At 70.9% G+C, this 17,751-nt stretch carries 17 protein-coding genes; 9 read left to right on the plus strand and 8 right to left on the minus strand.

The window, feature by feature from the left end; genetic code table 11:
* Positions 1 to 11: 11 nt before the first annotated feature.
* Both BMY19_RS05865 and xth read right to left on the minus strand, forming a co-directional pair.
* On the minus strand, positions 12 to 635 hold the full coding sequence (locus BMY19_RS05865; protein WP_020091885.1) for a glutathione S-transferase family protein: 624 nt from the start codon (positions 633 to 635) through the stop codon (positions 12 to 14).
* Between the two features lie 22 nt (positions 636 to 657).
* Entirely contained in the window at positions 658 to 1,452 is a 795-nt protein-coding gene (gene xth / locus BMY19_RS05870; RefSeq protein ID WP_100251156.1) for an exodeoxyribonuclease III, read from the minus strand.
* Between the two features lie 95 nt (positions 1,453 to 1,547).
* Here xth and BMY19_RS05875 point away from each other — a divergent pair, with 95 nt between their 5' ends.
* The 3 genes from BMY19_RS05875 to glpX all read left to right on the plus strand — a co-directional run bounded on the left by BMY19_RS05875 (position 1,548) and on the right by glpX (position 4,725).
* Positions 1,548 to 2,108, plus strand: a complete 561-nt coding sequence (locus tag BMY19_RS05875) for a ceramidase domain-containing protein (protein ID WP_348529854.1) — start codon at positions 1,548 to 1,550, stop codon at positions 2,106 to 2,108.
* Between the two features lie 171 nt (positions 2,109 to 2,279).
* Entirely contained in the window at positions 2,280 to 3,596 is a 1,317-nt protein-coding gene (locus BMY19_RS05880; RefSeq protein ID WP_100251157.1) for a homoserine dehydrogenase, read from the plus strand.
* A 145-nt stretch (positions 3,597 to 3,741) separates the two neighbouring features.
* Complete coding sequence (gene glpX, locus BMY19_RS05885; protein WP_100251158.1) at positions 3,742 to 4,725, plus strand: class II fructose-bisphosphatase; 984 nt, start codon at positions 3,742 to 3,744, stop codon at positions 4,723 to 4,725.
* A 57-nt stretch (positions 4,726 to 4,782) separates the two neighbouring features.
* On the opposite strand, the gene BMY19_RS05890 is transcribed toward glpX, so the two are convergent.
* Positions 4,783 to 5,730: a L,D-transpeptidase gene (locus BMY19_RS05890; RefSeq protein ID WP_100251159.1), complete on the minus strand. Its 948-nt coding sequence runs from the start codon at positions 5,728 to 5,730 to the stop codon at positions 4,783 to 4,785.
* Between the two features lie 512 nt (positions 5,731 to 6,242).
* Here BMY19_RS05890 and BMY19_RS05895 point away from each other — a divergent pair.
* From BMY19_RS05895 to BMY19_RS05910, 4 genes are all read left to right on the plus strand, one after another.
* Positions 6,243 to 7,505, plus strand: a complete 1,263-nt coding sequence (locus BMY19_RS05895) for a nitrate/nitrite transporter (protein ID WP_100251160.1) — start codon at positions 6,243 to 6,245, stop codon at positions 7,503 to 7,505.
* Between the two features lie 225 nt (positions 7,506 to 7,730).
* Positions 7,731 to 9,023, plus strand: a complete 1,293-nt coding sequence (locus BMY19_RS05900) for an MFS transporter (protein WP_100251161.1) — start codon at positions 7,731 to 7,733, stop codon at positions 9,021 to 9,023.
* A gap of 6 nt (positions 9,024 to 9,029) precedes the next feature.
* Entirely contained in the window at positions 9,030 to 10,250 is a 1,221-nt protein-coding gene (locus BMY19_RS05905) for a CaiB/BaiF CoA transferase family protein (protein ID WP_170862917.1), read from the plus strand.
* A gap of 24 nt (positions 10,251 to 10,274) precedes the next feature.
* Complete coding sequence (locus BMY19_RS05910) at positions 10,275 to 11,087, plus strand: enoyl-CoA hydratase/isomerase family protein (RefSeq protein WP_100251162.1); 813 nt, start codon at positions 10,275 to 10,277, stop codon at positions 11,085 to 11,087.
* A gap of 250 nt (positions 11,088 to 11,337) precedes the next feature.
* Here BMY19_RS05910 and BMY19_RS05915 read toward each other — a convergent pair whose 3' ends face one another.
* The 4 genes from BMY19_RS05915 to dctP form a co-directional block, all read right to left on the minus strand.
* Positions 11,338 to 11,805 (minus strand): YbaK/EbsC family protein, encoded by a 468-nt coding sequence (locus BMY19_RS05915; RefSeq protein WP_100251163.1) that lies wholly within the window; start codon positions 11,803 to 11,805, stop codon positions 11,338 to 11,340.
* Between the two features lie 194 nt (positions 11,806 to 11,999).
* Complete coding sequence (locus BMY19_RS05920; protein WP_020091896.1) at positions 12,000 to 13,352, minus strand: TRAP transporter large permease; 1,353 nt, start codon at positions 13,350 to 13,352, stop codon at positions 12,000 to 12,002.
* The gene (locus tag BMY19_RS05925; RefSeq protein ID WP_091926587.1) at positions 13,349 to 14,041 is read right to left on the minus strand and encodes a TRAP transporter small permease; all 693 of its coding nucleotides are present in this window, start codon (positions 14,039 to 14,041) and stop codon (positions 13,349 to 13,351) included. The genes BMY19_RS05920 and BMY19_RS05925 overlap by 4 nt, the downstream gene beginning before the upstream one ends.
* On the minus strand, positions 14,038 to 15,060 hold the full coding sequence (dctP, locus tag BMY19_RS05930; RefSeq protein ID WP_020091898.1) for a TRAP transporter substrate-binding protein DctP: 1,023 nt from the start codon (positions 15,058 to 15,060) through the stop codon (positions 14,038 to 14,040). Before dctP ends, BMY19_RS05925 begins: the two co-directional genes overlap by 4 nt.
* 194 nt (positions 15,061 to 15,254) lie before the next feature.
* On the opposite strand from dctP, the gene BMY19_RS05935 reads away from it, so the two are divergent.
* Positions 15,255 to 15,908: a GntR family transcriptional regulator gene (locus BMY19_RS05935; RefSeq protein WP_020091899.1), complete on the plus strand. Its 654-nt coding sequence runs from the start codon at positions 15,255 to 15,257 to the stop codon at positions 15,906 to 15,908.
* A gap of 183 nt (positions 15,909 to 16,091) precedes the next feature.
* A complete protein-coding gene (locus BMY19_RS05940) occupies positions 16,092 to 17,021 on the plus strand; it encodes a class I SAM-dependent methyltransferase (protein WP_100251164.1) in 930 nt (309 codons plus the stop codon).
* Between the two features lie 29 nt (positions 17,022 to 17,050).
* Here the strand turns inward: BMY19_RS05940 and BMY19_RS05945 are convergent, their stop codons facing one another.
* Positions 17,051 to 17,731, minus strand: a complete 681-nt coding sequence (locus BMY19_RS05945; protein ID WP_020091901.1) for a GntR family transcriptional regulator — start codon at positions 17,729 to 17,731, stop codon at positions 17,051 to 17,053.
* Between the last annotated feature and the right edge of the window lie 20 nt (positions 17,732 to 17,751).

Below are 17,751 nucleotides of genomic sequence, written 5' to 3' on the forward strand. Positions count from 1 at the left end.
GCTGAGCGGCCTCAGCTCTTCGCCGCGGCGATCGCCGCGGTGAAGGACGGCCGCTCCAGCGTCGCCGCGACCCAGTCGGCGAGCTTCGGCCACCGGGCGCCGTCGACCGCGACCTTGGCTAGCCGCAGGTTGTGGAACGGCGCCGCCACGGCGATGTCGGCGATGCCGAACCGGCCGCCGACGAGGTAGGGCCCGTCGATCTGCGATTCGAGGTAGTCGAACAGCGGCGGCAGCGCCGTGTCGACGGTCCGCTGCGCCAGGGCCTCGTCGCCCTCGACCTTGAACAGGCGGGGCTTGAGGAAGCGCTCGACGAACGGCACCAGCACCTGCCGGGTCAGCTCGCACTCGCCGAACTTGTCGAACCAGCGGGCGCGGGCGGCGTCCCGCGCGTCCTCGGGGATCAGCGCGGGCGCCGGATGCAGCCGCTCGAGATAGTCCACGATGGCGCTCGAATCGGCGAGGCGATACCCGGCATCCTCCATCGCGGGGATCTTCCCCATCGGGCTCGCCGCCCGGAAGCCGGGATCCTGCGCGTGGAAGCCGACCGGGCGGTGCTCGAAGGCGACGCCCTTCTCGTAGAGCGCCGCGAGCACCTTGCGCACGTAGGGCGACACGCTGCTGCCGTAGATGATCATCGTCGTTCCCCCGATCGCGGCTCTAACCGGCCGCCAGTTCCGCCGTGACCGGCACGTGGTCCGACGGCTTGTCGAGCCCGCGCATGTGCTTCTGGACCGAGGCCGAGACCAGGCGGTCGCCGGCCTGGGGCGAGAGCAGCAGATGGTCAATGCGGATGCCGGCATTCCGCTGCCAGCACCCGGCCTGATAGTCCCAGAAGGTGTAGAGCCCGTCGCGCGGGTCGCAGGCGCGCAGGGCGTCGGTGTAGCCCTCGGCGAGGATCGCCCGGAACGCGGCCCGGGTCGTCCCGAGGAACAGTGCGTCCGAGCGCCACGCCTCCGGATCGGCCGCGTCGGCCGCCTCCGGGATGACGTTGTAGTCGCCCGCCAGCACCACCGCGATCTCGTCGTCCAGCAGCGCCCGGGCGTGGAGCCGCAGCCGCTCCATGAAGGCGAGCTTGTACGGGTATTTCGGGCTGTCCACCGGGTTGCCGTTCGGCAGGTAGATCGACGCCACGCGCACCGGGCGGCACTCCGCGCCCGAGATCAGCGCCTCGATGTAGCGGGCCTGCTCGTCGGCGGCGTCGCCCGGCAGCCCGCGCCGGATCTCCGACATGGCCAGCGGCGCCCGGACCAGCAGCGCCACGCCGTTATAGGCCTTCTGGCCCAGCGTCTCGACAGCGTAGCCCGCCGCCTCGATGTCGGCGCGCGGGAAGGCCTCGTCCTGGCATTTCAGCTCCTGCAGGCAGACCACGTCGGGCCGCGCCTCCTCCAGGAAGCCGAGGAGGTGCGGGAGCCGCTGCTTGATCGAGTTGACGTTCCAGGTGGTGATCCGCATCGCCTCGCTTCCGGTCGCCGCCCGGCCGTCATCCGCGCTTCGCGTCGCGCTGACAAGGCCATCCCGGCGCAAGGACGGGGAAGTAGGGTCGACGGATGAACTGGTTCGAGCCGGTGTCGGCTTATTGCGAGCGGGGCGGCCCGGACTTCTGGGCCGAGCCCGCGAACGCGCTGTCGAACGCGGCCTTCCTGCTGGCCGCCGCCGCCGCCGCGCGGCGCGCCGCCGTCACCGATCCGCCGGACCGGACCTGCCTCGGGCTGGCGGCCCTGATCGCCGTGGTGGGCGTCGGCTCGTTCCTGTTCCACACCCTGGCGGTCTACTGGGCGATGCTCGCGGACGTCGTCCCGATCGCGCTATTCATCTACGCCTATCTCGCGCTGGCCCTCTCGCGGTTCCTGCGCTTGGCGCCGGTCCGGGTCGCGGCGGCGACGGGCGGCTTCGCGCTCCTCGGATTCGCGCTCACGCCCCTGCTCGACGGGCTGACCGGCCTCGACGTCGCGCGGCTCACCAACGGCTCGGTCGACTACCTGCCCGCCCTGCTGGCGCTGTTCGGCGTCGCCTGGGCGGCCGCGCGGCGGCCGGAGGAGCGCTTCGTCGGGACCGGGCGGCCTGCGCGCTGCTGCCGACCGGGACGCACCCGCTCTGGCACCTGCTGAACGCCGTCGTCCTGTACGCCCTCGTGGCGACGGCGATCCGCCACCGGGAGACCGCCGGATGACACGCCCCGCGGTCCCGGGCCAATTCCTTGCGGGCGGGGCGGAATTCTTGCAGAAGTGCGCCGCATCGGGCGCCCGGCCCATCGCGGTCGCCCGGGCACGGAAGGGGTCATGACAGTGAGCTTTCGCCTCGGGATCGCCGGACTCGGGACCGTCGGTGCGTCCGTGGTCCGGATGGTCGAGCGCCGCCGCGCCGCCTTCGCTGCGGCGGGCCTCGACATCCGCGTCACCGCGGTCTCCTCGCGCGACCGTGGCCGGGACCGCGGCCTCGACCTGTCCGGCATCGCGTGGTTCGACGATTCGGTGGCGCTCGCCCGGTCGGAATCCGTGGACTGCGTGGTCGAGCTGATCGGCGGCGCCGAGGGACCGGCCAAGGCCGTGGTCGAGGCGGCGCTCGCGGCGGGCAAGCCGGTGGTGACCGCCAACAAGGCGCTGCTGGCCCGTCACGGCGCCGCCCTGGCCGCGCAGGCCGAGGCGAAGGGCGTGGCCCTCGCCTTCGAGGCGGCGGTGGCCGGCGGCATCCCGGTGATCAAGACCCTGCGCGAGGGCCTGCCGGGCAACGCGGTCTCCCGCGTCTACGGGATCCTCAACGGCACCTGCAACTACATCCTCAGCCGCATGGAGCGCGAGGGGCTGACCTTCGAGGCCTGCCTGAAGGACGCGCAGGCCCTGGGCTACGCCGAGGCGGACCCGACCTTCGACGTCGAGGGGTTCGACACCGCGCACAAGCTCGCGATCCTGACGAGCCTCGCCTTCGGGACCGTCGTCGACGCCGACGGCGTGTCGGTCGAGGGCATCTCCCGGGTGCAGCCCCTCGATCTGCGCATGGCGGACGAACTCGGATACCGGATCAAGCTGCTCGGCGTCGCGCAGGCGACCGAGTCCGGCATCGAGCAGCGGGTCCACCCGACCATGGTGCCGAAATCCTCGGCGATCGCGCAGGTCATGGGCGTGACCAACGCCGTGACGATCGACGCGGACGCGGTGGGCGAGCTCACGCTCATCGGTCCCGGCGCCGGCGGCGAGGCCACGGCCTCCGCGGTGGTGGCCGACATCGCCGACGTGGCGCGCGGCGTGATCCGCCCGACCTTCGGCGTTCCGGCCGCGGCGATGCGCGCCAGCGAGCGCGTGGAGATGCAACGTCACGAGGGCGGCTACTACATCCGCCTCACCGTCCATGACCGCCCGGGCGTCGCGGCCGGCGTCGCGCAGCGGATGGCCGAGCGATCCATCTCCCTGGAGAGCATCCTGCAGCGCCGCGTCGAGGGGCCGGAGACCGATCCGCGCGGCCGCTCCGGCCGGCCGGTGCCGCTGGTGCTGATCACCTACGCGGCGACCGAGGGCAACATCCGCGACGCCCTCGACGCCATCGGCGCCGACGGGCTGCTGGCGGAGCCGCCGCAGCTGATCCGGATCGAGCGTGAATAACAGTGCATACGGTCGCGTGACCCCCCACCGCTTGATGCAGGATAGTGGGCTTTAGCGAACCGGCGTATACGCTGCGCGGCCGTCATCCGACGGTATCCATCCGGGATCCGACCCCAAGATCGGACCCGGCCAGAGGCAGGAAACCATGGAAGAGGCCCCCAAGCCGGCATCGCGCGGCGTCCCGCGCACGCTCGCCCTCGAACTGGCCCGCGTGACGGAGCGTGCCGCCATCGCCGCCGCCCGATTGCGCGGCCAGGGCGACGAGAAGGCGGCCGACCAGGCCGCGGTCGACGCGATGCGCGACGAACTCAACGGCCTGCCGATCCGCGGCACCGTGGTGATCGGGGAGGGGGAGCGCGATCAGGCGCCGATGCTGTTCATCGGCGAGCAGCTCGGTCTCGGGGAAGGGCCCGAGGTCGACATCGCGGTCGATCCGCTTGAGGGCACGACCCTCTGCGCCAAGGACATGCCGGGTGCCATCGCCGTCATGGCGATGGCCGAGCGCGGCTCGCTCCTCGCCGCGCCGGACGTCTACATGCAGAAGATCGCGATCGGGCCCGGCTACCCGCCCGGCCTCGTCGATCTCGACGCCAGCCCGACCGACAACATCGCGGCGCTGGCCCGGGCCAAGGGCGTCGACCCGAAGCAGATCACCGCGCTGATCCTCGACCGGCCGCGCCACGCGGCGCTCGTGGCCGAGGTGCGGGCGGCCGGCGCGGCGGTCCGCCTGATCTCGGACGGCGACATCGCGGGGATCATCTTCACGGCGAGCCCCGAGGAGACGGGCATCGACCTCTATCTCGGGACCGGCGCGGCGCCCGAAGGCGTGCTGGCGGCCGCCGCGATGCGCTGCATCGGCGGCCAGATGCAGGGACGCCTGATTCTCGACACCCCGGACCGGCGACGCCGGGCCGCCGAGATGGGCATCGAGAATCAGGACCGGAAATACGACCTGACCGAGCTCGCGAGCGGCGACGTCATCGTGGCCGCCACGGGCATCACGGACGGGGCTCTCCTGCGCGGCGTGCGCTTCCGGCCGGACAAGATCCAGACCGAGACCCTGGTGTACCGGTCCGAGGCCGGGACGGTCCGCCGGATCCTCGGCGAGCACCGGCGCGGGCTGACCTGAACCGGCGGACCGCCGGTCCCGGACCGGCGGCGCTCGGGCGGTGGGCCCGGCCCGGCCTCAGTTCAGCACCACCACCTTGCTGCCGACGCCGACCCGGCTGAACAGGTCGATCGCGTCCTGATTGATCATCCGGATGCAGCCCGACGACACGCTCTTGCCGATGGAGAAGGGCTCGAGGGTTCCGTGGATGCGGAACAGCGTGTCCTTGTTGCCCTGCCAGAGGTACATCGCGCGGGCGCCGAGCGGATTGCGCAGACCGCCGGCGACGCCGAGGCCGCTCTGCAGCTTGTCGACCTCGCTGGCGAGCTTCGGGCTGCGGGCGATCATCTCCTTCGGCGGATACCAGTCCGGCCACGCCTGCTTGGAATTCACCGTCGCGGTGCCCGACCACGAGAAGCCCTGCTTGCCGACGCCGACGCCGTAGCGGCGGGCCCGGCCGTTCGCCTCGACCAGGGTAAGCTGGTGGGCCCGCGGGTCGACGATGATCGTCCCCGGCTCGTAGGGACCGTGATAGGCGATCTCCTGACGGAGGAACGCGGGGTTCATCTTCTTGTAATTGAACGCCTGGACCGGGAACACGTCGTCCGTGATCGGGCCGTAGATCTTGGCGTAGTCGATCGGCTCGTTGTCGGGCGCGCGGAGCACGGCCTTGGCCTTCGCGGCCTCCAGCGGCGAGAGCCCCTCGGCCGGGGGCGCGCTGCCCGGGCGTGCCGGGACCGTCGGGTCCGTCTCCAGGTTGGCGGCCGGCGGCGGCGCGACCGGGGCCTGCGCGGGGGGCGGCGGGGGTGCCGGGCGCACGAAGTCGGTGCGGCCGGTATAGGGCAGGTAGCGGCCGCCGCGACGCACGTACAGCGCGCCGTTCTGATCCTGGTAGAGCTGATTGTCGTCGCCGAACCCGTCGATCCCGGCGTCGCCCACGGGGCCGCGGCCCTGGGCGTGCGCGGCGGAGACGAGGGCGAGGACCGTGAAGCCGGCCAGGAGAAGGCGACGGATCGGGGCGGACATGGTTCGAATTCCTCGGGAGGCGCCGCCGGGGCTTGCCGCGACGCGCAGGCGAGCGGGCCGGCACGAAGTCGCGGCACAGCTCATCCCGGGGCTTAGCAAAGGTCGCGCTTTACCGCCAAGTTGCCGACGGTCATCGAGGGCAACTTACAGGGTCTTCCGGGTCGTTTCTCGCCGCGTGTGTTGCCCTCGTGCAGCAACGATTTCGGCCGCGCCGCTCACCGATCCGTGAGGGCGCCGGGCGAGCGCCCGTTTACTCGGCAGGCCTGCCTCGCCGAGCGGCAGCGACTCGGCGCCAGCGACTTGGCGGATTGCGGTTCGGCCGCGGCGCCGCGACGGCCGAGCGATCCGGTCGGCGGGCGTCCGTCCGGGATGGCACGCTTGCTGCATTGCCCAGTCAGCCGCGCCTGCTGCGGCGGCGGAGCAACGACGCTCCAAACAGCGGACGGTGTAAGTCCGGATCCCCGGCATGAGCGACCGCACGGCGGTTCGCCCACTTACGACGAGCACCAGCTATGGCCAGCTTCAAAACGGTGATGAAGTCGGGTCACCCCCCGACGCTGTTCGCGGCATTCCTCTACTTCGATTTCTGCTTCGCCATCTGGGTCCTGAACGGCGCCATGGGCCCGTTCATCACTGAGACCTACAAGCTGACGCCGGCCCAGACCGGCTTCATGATCTCGCTACCGATCCTCGCCGGTGCGCTGATGCGCTTCCCGCTCGGCGTCTTGGCCCAGTATATCGGCCGCAAGAACGCCGCGATCACCGAGATGGTCGTGATCATGCTGGCGATGGCCTACGGCTATCTGTTCGTCTCCTCCTACAACGACGTGCTCGCCATGGGCGTGCTGCTCGGCATCGCCGGCGCGTCCTTCGGCGTCGCGCTCTCCCTCGGCTCCGGCTGGTTCCCGCCGGAACACAAGGGGCTGGCGATGGGCATCGCGGGCGCCGGCAATTCCGGCACCGTGCTGGCCGTGCTGTTCGCCCCGCCGCTGGCCCAGGCCTACGGCTGGCAGACCACCTACGCCTTCGCGGGCCTCGTGATGCTGCTGCCGCTGGCGGTCATGATCGTGCTCGCCAAGGAGCCGCCGGATTGCGAGCACCAGTCCTTCAAGGAGCACGTCTCCTGCCTGTTCACGAAGGACGGCTGGGCGTTCTCGCTGATCTACGTCATCACCTTCGGCGGCTTCATCGGCCTGTCGAACTTCCTGCCGACCTTCTTCTACGAGCAGTTCGCGGTGACGAAGGTCGAGGCCGGGCGGCTGACGATGCTGGCGGCCTTCATGGGCTCCGGCATCCGGATCGTCGGCGGCTACTTCGCCGACCGCATGGGCGGCATCGCGGTGCTGTCGGTGGTGCTGCTGGCGGCGATCGCGACCCTGCTCTCGCTGACCGCGACTCCGTCGCTGGCGCTCACGACGCTCCTGTTCATGCTGTGCTTCGCGGCGCTCGGCGCCGGCAACGGCGCGCTGTTCCAGCTCGTCCCACTGCGCTGGCCCACCAACACGGCGGTGGCCGGCTCGATGATCGGCGAGATCGGCGCGCTCGGCGGCGCGATCCTGCCGAACGTCATGGGCCTGTCGAAGCAGTATACCGGCTCGTTCTCGCTGGGCTTCGTCGGCTACGCCATCTTCACCGCGATCGTGCTCGGTTGCCTCGCCCTCTGGCAGCGCAAATGGGTCGGGAGCTGGGTCGGACCGCGCGGCAAGGCGCTCGGCAAGGCGATCGGCGCCCCGACCGAGGCCGAGCAGGGTCAGCTCCGGCCCGCGACGGCCTGATCGGCGCCGCGGCGCCTGCCGGCCGCGACCGACACGAGACGGGGGCCCGGGCGGCCCCCGTTTTCAGTTGCACCCCGTGGAATGAATTCACGTGCCGGATGCACGTCGGCGGTTGCGTTCCGCCGCGCGACGCGTTTGAATAATGCATTACGAAAGAGCGCCCGGTCCGAGAGCCGAGGTGCCCGGCGACCGCGCGAGGCGGCGCCCCCATGGGAGGAACGGTCGATGTCGAAGCGCTTCAGCGCCACGAACGGCGTGCTCGGCCTGCTCTGTCTGATGTACTTCATCACGTACCTGGACCGGGTGAACATCGCCACGGCCGGTGCGGAGATCATGCGCGATTTCGGCATGTCGAAGACCGATTTCGGTCTGATCCTGTCGGCCTTCGCGTACCCCTACGCGATCTTCCAGGTGATCGGCGGCTCGGTCGGCGACAAGTTCGGCGCCCGGCGCACGCTGCTCGCCTGCGGGGTGATCTGGGCCTCGGCGACCATCCTGACCGGCATGGTCGGCGGCCTCGTCAGCCTGTTCCTGGCGCGCGTCCTGCTCGGCTTCGGCGAGGGCGCGACCTTCCCGACCGCCACCCGCGCCATGCAGAACTGGACGGCGCCCGGCCGGCGCGGCTTCGCGCAGGGCATCACCCACGCCTTCGCGCGGCTCGGCAACGCGGTGGCGCCCCCGATCGTGGCGTTCCTGATCTACCATTTCGGCTGGCGGACGAGCTTCGTCATCCTCGGCGCGGTGAGCTTCGTCTGGGTCGCGATCTGGTGGCTGTACTTCCGCGACGACCCGTCCGAGCATCCGGCGATCACCGAGGCCGAGCTCGCGACGCTGCCGCCGCCCCGCCAGGTCGGCGCGAAGCAGAGCGTGCCGTGGGGCGCCCTGACGCGCCGGATGCTGCCGGTCACCGTCACGTATTTCTGCTACGGCTGGACGCTATGGCTCTTCCTCGGCTGGCTGCCGAGCTTCTTCAAGGAGAACTACAGCCTCGACCTGAAGAATTCGGCCCTGTTCGCCTCGGGCGTGTTCTTCGCCGGCGTCGTCGGCGACACGGTCGGCGGCCTGCTCAGCGACTCGATCCTGCACCGCACCGGCAAGGTGAAGCTCGCGCGCCTGTCGGTGATCGTGATCGGCTTCCTCGGGGCGGCCGCGAGCCTCGCGGGCGTGTTCATGACCCGGGACCTGACCCTCGTGGCGCTGCTCCTGTCCTCCGGCTTCTTCTTCGCGGAACTGGTGATCGGACCGATCTGGTCGGTGCCGATGGACATCGCGCCGAAATACGCCGGCACCGCCAGCGGCCTGATGAACACCGGCTCCGCCGTGGCGGCGATCGTCTCGCCGATCGTCTTCGGCGTCATCGTCGACGTGACCGGGAGCTGGACGCTGCCCTTCGTCGGCTCGATCGGCCTGTGCCTGCTCGGCGCCGCGCTTGCCTTCACCATGCACCCCGAGCGGGAATTCGTGGATCCCGTCACGCCGCCGGTCGGCCCCGCGGCCACCGTCCCGGCCGGGGAGTAGCGCGCGATGGCGGAGACGATGAAGCGGTCCGGTCCGCTCGCCGGGATGCGGGTGATCGAGCTCGCCCACATTATGGCCGGGCCGGTCTGCGGGCTGATGCTCGCCGACATGGGTGCGGAGGTGATCAAGGTCGAGAAGAGGGAGGGCGACGACACCCGTCGCACCGTCCCGCCCGCCCTCGAGGGCGAGAGCGCAGCCTACATGATGATGAACCGCGGCAAGCGCGGACTCAGCCTCGACCTGAAGGATCCGGACGGCGTCGCGGTCCTGCGGCGCCTGCTCAAGGGCGCGGACGCCCTGATCGAGAACTACCGCGGCGGCACGATGGAGCGCCTCGGGATCGGGTACGAGACCCTCAAGGTCGAGTTCCCGGAGCTGGTCTACTGCTCGCTCTCCGGCTTCGGCCGCACCGGTCCCTACGCCGACCGGGCCGGGTTCGACCTCGTGGCGCAGGGCATGAGCGGCCTCATGTCGGTGACCGGGGAGGGGCCCGGGCGGCCGCCGATGAAGTGCGGGCCGCCGGTCACCGACATCACCGCGGGCATCCTGGCCGCCATGGGCATCCTCGCCGCCTACGCGAACCGGCTCCGCACGGGCCGGGGCCAGGCGGTCGACACGTCGCTGTTCGAGGCCGGCATCACCCACACCTACTGGCAGTCGGCCATCGCCATGGCGACCGGGATCGCGCCCGGGCCGATGGGCTCGGCCCATCCGCTGAACGCCCCCTACGAGGCCTTCGAGACCGCCGACGGCTGGATCACGATCGGCGCGGCCAACCAGACCAACTGGCTGCGCCTGCTCAAGGCCATCGGCGCCGACGACCTCGCGGAGGATCCGCGCTTCGCGGTCAACCGCGACCGGATGGCCAACCGGCACGCGCTCGCCGCGACCCTCGCGCCGATCTTCCGGGCCCACGGCTCGGCCGAGTGGCTCGCCCGGCTGGAAGCCGGCGGCGTCCCGGCCGGCCCGGTCCTCGACGTGAACGCGATGCACCGGGACCCGCAGACCCTCGCCCGCGAGATGGTGGTCGAGGTCGATCACCCGCGGGTCGGCCGCATGAAGACGCTCGGCCTGCCGGTGAAGTTCTCCGAGACGCCGGGACGCGTGCACGGGCCGGCCCCGTTGCTCGGCGAGCATTCCCGGGCGATCCTGGCGGAGGCCGGCTACGCGCCGGCCGAGATCGACGCGCTGATCGCGCGGGGCGTGGTCCGCGAGACCGCGGCCTGACGCCGCCACCCGGAGACGCCGCGCATGACCGCCAAGCCCGCGACCGACGAGTTGCTGTTCACCACCGACGAGGCCGGCATCGCCCGCATCGTCCTGAACCGTCCGCAGGCGCGCAACGCGCTGACCTTCGCGATGTATCAGGGCCTGATCACCTGCTGCGAGGCGATCGCCGCGAACCCGGCGGTCAAGGCGCTGATCATCACCGGCGCGGGCGACAAGGCCTTCGCGGCCGGGACCGACATCGCCCAGTTCCGCGACTTCAGCACCGCCGAGGACGCGCTGGGCTACGAGCGCTTCATGGACAGGGTGCTGGGCTCCCTGGAGCGGCTGCGGGTGCCGACCATCGCGGCGATCGCCGGGGCCTGCACCGGCGGCGGCGCGGCCATCGCGGCCGCCTGCGACCTGCGCATCGCCACGCGCGACGCCCGCTTCGGCTTCCCGATCGCCCGCACCCTCGGCAACTGCCTGAGCCAGGGCAATCTCAAGCGGCTCTCCGGCCTGATCGGCCCGGCGCGGGTCAAGGACATCATCTTCACCGCCCGCCTCGTCGGCGCCGAGGAGGCGCTCGCCATCGGCCTCGTGGGCGAGGTGGTCGACGATCGGATCGCGCTCACGGAGCGGGTCGATACGCTGGCCCAGCTCTTGGCCAACCACGCGCCGCTGACCATGCAGGCGACCAAGGAGGGGCTGCGGCGGCTCGCCGAGGAGGAGGCCGGCGCCGAGGGCGCGCCGCATCCCGGCGATGACCTGATCCTCATGTGCTACATGAGCCAGGATTTCCGCGAGGGCATGGAGGCGTTCCTCGGCAAGCGCCCGCCCAACTGGACCGGGCGCTAGGGCCGCACCGGAGGGTGTTGCGACGGTCCGGAGGGAAGGCGTCTTCGGTGTCGAGACAGAGGCGCCATGCCCCCTTTCCCGGGCGGGAGAGGGTTGGGGTGAGGGACGAGAACGTTCAGGATCAAGCGCGCGATCCTCCGTCGACGACGCGCCTCGTCCGGAGAGACCTGATCCCTTACCCGGTCCCTCTCCCGCGCGGGAGAGGGGATCCGCGCCTCGTGCGGAGCAGGAATGGCGCTGGCCGCGCCGCTCAGCCCGGCAGCGCGCAGACATCGACCCAGGCGGCGCCGGTCAGCTCGGCCATCCGCGCCGGCGCGATCCGCACCGAGCTGTGGGTGCTGCCGGCCGCCGGCACCACCTCGTCGAACGCCCGCAGCGAGACGTCGCAGTAGACCGGCAGCGGCGTCAGCAGGCCGAAGGGGCAGACGCCGCCCACCGGATGACCGGTGAGCGCCTCGACCTCGCCGAGGTCGAGCATCCGCACCTTGCCGCCGAAGGCGGCCTTGGCCTTCCGGTTGTCGAGCCGCGCGTCGCCGCGCGTCACTACCAGGGCGACCTGATCGCCGACCCGGATCGAGAGCGTCTTGGCGATCTGGGCCGGGGCGACGCCGTGGCCCTCCGCCGCCTCGGCGACGGTCGCGGTGCTGGTCTCCAGCACGATGACCGCGATGTCGGGCGCCTTCTCGGCGAAGAAGGCGCGCACGGAGGCGAGGCTCATGGTTCGGTCCGAAGCTCGGGATCGGGGCGGGGCGGCGCGCGCGCTGCCATAGGCGGCTCCGGTCGCGCCGGCCAGCGCGCCGACGCGGGCCGCCGCTGCGCGGGACGCGGCGCTCGCGCGACCGCGTCCCCACGCGCGACAGGCCCCTCTCCGGGCGGAGAGGGGCCTGCCTCGCACGGGCCGGGTGGATCGACCTACCGCGTCGTCGTCAGCAGCAGGTCCGGCAGCCACATCGCGATGCCCGGCACGAGGCACAGGATCAGGATCGCCACCGCCATCAGGATCACGAAGGGCAGGGTGCCCCAGATGATGTCCGAGAGCGGGATGTCCGGGGCGATGTTCTTGATGACGAAGATGTTGAGGCCCACCGGCGGGTGGATCAGGCCCATCTCCATGGTGATGGTCATCACCACGCCGAACCACACGAGGTCGAACCCGGCGGCCTTGAGCGGCGGCAGGATGATCGGCGCCGTCATCAGGATGATCGAGACCGGCGGCAGGAAGAAGCCGAGCGCGATCACCAGCGCCAGGATGGTCACCAGCAGCACCCACGGCGAGAGCTGCATCGCGACGATCGCGGCGGCGGCCGACTGCGAGATGTGCAGGTAGCTCATCACGTAGGCGTAGAGCAGCGACATGCCGATGATGAGCATCAGCATGGTCGATTCCCGCAGCGTCGCCGTCAGGATCGGCGTGACGTCGCGGAACCGCCAGACGCCGTAGATCGCGGCGATCAGCGCCAGGGCCATCAGCCCGCCGAGGCCCGCGGTCTCGGACGGCGTGGCGTAGCCGCCGTAGAGCGCGACCATGACGCCGGTGAGCAGGACCACGAAGGGCAGGACCCGCGGCAGCGTCGAGAAGCGCTGCGCCATGCTGTACTGCTCGTCCGCCAGGATCGGCGAGGCCGGCCCGCCGCGCTCCAGGGCCACCTTCGCGGCGGCGTATTCCGAGCGGAAGCGCACCATCGACCACGCGGCGAACAGGCCCACGAGCAGGAGTCCCGGCCCGATGCCCGCGAGGAACAGCCGCCCGAGCGACTGCTCGGCCGCCACCGCGTACAGGATCATGGTGATCGAGGGCGGCAGCAGGATGCCGAGCGTGCCGCCCGCCGCGATGATCCCGGCCGCGAAGCCCGGCGAGTAGCCGCGCTTGCGCATCTCCGGGATGCCGGCCGAGCCGATCGCCGAGCAGGTCGCCGGGCTGGAGCCCGCCATGGCGGCGAACAGCGCGCAGGCGAAGACGTTGGCGATGCCCAGGCCGCCCGGGATGCGGTGCATCCAGGCGTGCATGGCCGTGTAGAGATCCTGGCCCGCCTTGGACCGCCCGATGGCCGCGCCCTTCAGGATGAAGAGCGGGATCGACAGCAGGGTGATGGAGGCCATCTCCTCGTAGACGTTCTGCGCCACCGTATCGAGGGAGGCGCCGGGCATGAACGCCACCATGAAGGCGAGCGCCACGAAGCCCAGCGCGAAGGCGATGGGGATGCCCGAGAGCATCGCCCCGAGGGTCGCGCCCGCGTACAGGAAGCCGATCGCGGCCGTGCTCATCGTTCAACCTTCGCGGAAACGGTCTGACCCATCGGGTCCGGTCCCCGGGGCGCGACCTCGGCCGCCCCGTGCATGTCGCGATTCACGTCGGCCCCGAGCCCGATCTTGGGCTGCGCCCAGCCGGCGGCCCGGGGCCCGTAGGCGAGGGCCTCGGCGATCTGGAGGACGAACTGGACGCACAGCAGGCTCATGCCGACCGACATCAGCGTGTAGGGGATCCAGAGGGGCGGCCCCCAGGTCGACTGCGAGACCTGCCCGTCGACCCACGCCTCGTGATCGAGGGACCAGCTCTTCCAGGCGAAGAACAGGCAGAAGGCGAGGCTGACGACGTCGGCCAGCAGGAGCCGGACCCGGTTGGCGGCGGGCGGGAGGAGGCCGGTCAGGGCCTCGATCGCGACGTGCCCGCGCTTGGCCTGCACGCCGGCCGCCGACAGGAAGGTGGCCCCGATGATGAGGTACACCGCCATCTCGTCCTGCCACTCCGTCGGCTCCTTCAGGAGGTAGCGGACGACGACGCTGTGGGTGAGGACGAGGCAGGCTGCCACCAGGCAGAGGCCGCCGACGGCCAGGATCACCTTGTTCAGGAGGCGCATGCCCCGATCGAAGGTGCCGAGGAGGCCCGGAAGGCGCGGTTCCTCGGCCCCGCGCGCCTCCGGAGCGGCCGTGGCCGCGTCGAAGCCGTGGCTCACGCGACCTGCTCCGCGAGCTTCAGCAGTTCCGCGCAGTTCGCGTTCTTGGCGGCGTAGTCCTTCCAGGCCGTGCTGCGGGCGAGATCCCGCCACTGGCCGAGGGACTTCTCGTCGACCTGGACGACCTTGGCGCCGGCCTTGGCGAAGATCTCCTCGACGCGGGTGTCGTCCTCCTTCGCGCCGGCCTGGCCGAAGGCCTCGAGCTCCGTGCCGACCGCCATGATCAGGTCCTGCTGCTCCTTCGGCAGGCCCGAGAACACGATCTTGGACATCATGATCGGCTCGAGCATGAACCAGTAGGAGCGCTCGCGCCCCGAGGTCAGCGCCTTGGACAGCTCCTCCAGGCGGAAGGAGATCAGGCTGGTGGAGGAGGTGATCACCGCGTCGCAGGCGCCGGTCTGCATCGCCGCGTAGGACTCGTTCGACGGGATCGAGAGGGTGGCCGCGCCGGCCTCCTTCATCATCATGTCCATCTCGCGCGAGCCGCCGCGGACCTTCATCCCCTTGGCGTCGGCCGGCGCCACGAGGGCGCGCTCCCGGCTCGCGACGCCGCCGGCCTGCCAGACCCAGGAGACCAGGATGATGCCCTTCGCGTCCAGGATCTCGGTGAGCTTGCGGCCGACCGGGGCCGCCTTCCACGCCACGGCCTGCGCGTAGGACGTCACGAGGGCGGGCATCAGGCCGATATTGAGTTCCGGAATCTCGCCGCCCGCGTAGGGGCTCGGGTAGAGCGACATGTCGAGCGCGCCCTTGCGCATGGCGCCGAACTGGGCGTTCGTCTTCATCAGCGAGGAGCCCGGGTAGACCTGGACGTCCAGGGCGCCCTTCGAGCGCTCGCCGACCATCTTGGCGAACTTCCGGCACATGCGGTCGCGGAAATCGCCCTCGTCGATCGTGCCGCCGGGGAACTGGTGGGACAGCTTCAGCGTCGTGGCCGCCTGCGCACTGTTCAGGCCGAACCGCAGGATGGCCGGTGCCGCGAGCGTGGCCGCGATCAGCGATCGACGAGTTGGCGTCATGGAGCTCTCCCGCACCGCAAACAACGCGGCGTAATTTTGTGCGCTGCAATAGTGCGGCGCCTCGTTGTATGCATGGAAAACCGGCTTGTATATTTTGTCAATGCTCCAGCATAATGTTCGCGCGCGCCGAACATCCGCCGGCCTTAAACGGCGGGGCGGCGCGCGACCCGTTCATCGGGGGAGGGAACGGCGGCATGAGCCACGCGCAGCGGCTGCGGCAGCGAATCGAGGATGAGATCGTCTCCGGCGAGCTCGCCTTGGGATCGCGACTCGACGAGAACCAGCTCGCGGCCCGCTTCGGGGTCTCGCGCACGCCCATCCGGGAGGCGCTGCTGCAGCTCGCCGTCACCGGCCTTGTGCAGACGAAGCCCCGGCGGGGAGCGATCGTCAGCGCGCCCGAGCCGCACCTGCTGCTCGCCATGTTCGAGACGATGGCGGAGATCGAGGCGGCCTGCGGCCGTCTCGCGGCGCGCCGGCTCGTCCCCGAGGACGCCGCCGCGCTGCGCGCCGCGCTGGAGGGCTGCCGCGCCGCCCTGGCCACCGAGGACACCGAGGCCTACTACGCCGAGAACTACGTGTTCCACACCGTCGTGTACCGGGCGAGCCGGAACGCCTTCCTGGCGGAGCAGGCGCTGTCACTCCACCGCCGCTTGGCCCCGTATCGCCGGCTGCAGCTGCGCGTGCGCCAGCGCCTGCCGCAATCGCTGGCCGAGCACGAGGCGATCGTCGCCGCGATCATCGCGGGCGACGAGGCCGGCGCCGCGGAGGCCCTCCGGGGCCACGTGATCGTCCAGGGCGACCGCTTCACCGATCTGGTGGCCGGACTGCGGGCGCCGAGCGCTGCCTGAGCGGCGGGGGGCGCGTCGCCCGCGATAATTGTGTCGACGGCCTGTCCGAATCCGGGCCCGGCCCGGGGATCGTTCCTTCATCCCGCCCTAACCCTGCCGGCAGGTCGGACTGCGTAGGTGTTCCGCCCGACTCGACCATAAGTTGCAGTCCCGGCATTGTCGATCCGGAGCCGGGGATCGATCATGCTGAAGGACGTCGTCAGGAGCGCGGGCCGTCGCGCGGGGGTGGATATCTTCCGGGCCAGCCGGGAAGCGTTCCGCTGGAGCCACACGGTCCACGACTACTATCCCGTCGTGCCGTCCGCGCGCTGGTCGCCGGGCCGAGCGCCGCACGGCCAGCTCAAGGCGGTGCTCGCCCGGTCGCACGCGGCCTACGACAGCTTCCTCACGGAACTCGAGACGCGGGCGGACCTGCTGCACAGCGTCCCGCACGACGCGCCCGTGACCGGCGGGGCGATACCCCACTGGAACAACACGTGGTTCACCGCCCTCGACGGCGCCGCCCTGATGACGATGCTGGCCTGGAAGCGCCCGTCTCGCTTCTTCGAGATCGGCTCGGGCTGCTCGACCTGCTTCGCGCGGCACGCGATCGACACCCTGAACCTTCCGACGCGGATCACCTCGATCGATCCGATGCCCCGCCGCGAGATCGACGCGCTCTGCGACTGGACCGTGCGCAGCCCGCTCGAGTCCTGCGATCTGAAGATCTTCGAGGAGCTGAAGGCGGGCGACATCCTCTTCTTCGACGGTTCGCACCGCTCCTTCGCGAACTCGGATGTGACGGTGTTCTTCTTCGAGGTGATGCCGCGCCTCGCACCGGGCGTGATCGTGCAGATCCACGACATCTTCATCCCGGACGACTACCCGTCCGCCTGGAACTGCCGATTGTACAACGAGCAGTACCTTCTGGCGGCGATGCTGCTGTGCGGCGCGCCGCCGTTCCGGGTGACCGTGCCGGTGATGTATATCTGCCAGGACCCGGCGATGAGCGCTCGGGTCAAGACGGTCTTCGCCGCCCGCGGCACCGGCCCCGACATCCCGTTTCTCTACGCGAACGATTCCCGCACGCCGGGCGCGTCGTTCTGGTTCGAGATGACCGGGACGCCCGGCTGATCGCGGGCGCGGTCTATCGCGGCTGAGGCTCAGGCGGTCTCCGCCGCACCGTAATTGGCGGCGATCACCGACTTCTTCCCGCGGATGTGCTCGCGCATCAGGACGGCCAGCGCCGCACCGTCCCGGGCGCGCAGCAGCGCGATCATGCGCTCGTGCTCGGAGACGGCGCGGGCCCACTGCTCTGGGGTCTGGTGGGCGGAGTAGCGCGACCGCTGGATCCGGCCGGACAGGCTCTCGTAGATGTTGGCGAGGATCGTGTTGCGGCTCGCCGCCATGATCCCCTCGTGGATGCGCCGGTTGTGGCTGAAGTAACCGGCCTCGTCGCCCGATTTCCAGGCCTCGACCATCGCGTCGTGGTCGACCACCAGGGCGTCGATGTCGGCGTCGGTGATCGTGCGGCAGGCGAGGTCACCGGCCGTCGCCTCGAGGCCGGCGATCACCTCCATCATCTCCTCGAGTTCGCCGTCCGAGATGCTGGCGACGCGCGCCCCGCGATTCGGGAGCAGTTCGAGCAGTCCCTCCGTCGCCAGGATCTTGATCGCCTCGCGGAGCGGCGTCCGCGAGATCCCGAAGCGCTCGGTCAGCTCGCTCTCGTTGATCCGCGCCTTCGGCTCCATCTCGCCGGACCGGATCAGTTCGCGCATGCGCTCGGCGACCTCATCGTGGAGGTAGCGGCGGCTGATGCCGATCCCGGGCTCGATTTTGTTCATGGTCCCCCGACACACGTCAG

It is taken from the genome of Methylobacterium sp. UNC300MFChir4.1 (assembly GCF_900110155.1).
Taxonomy (GTDB): domain Bacteria; phylum Pseudomonadota; class Alphaproteobacteria; order Rhizobiales; family Beijerinckiaceae; genus Methylobacterium.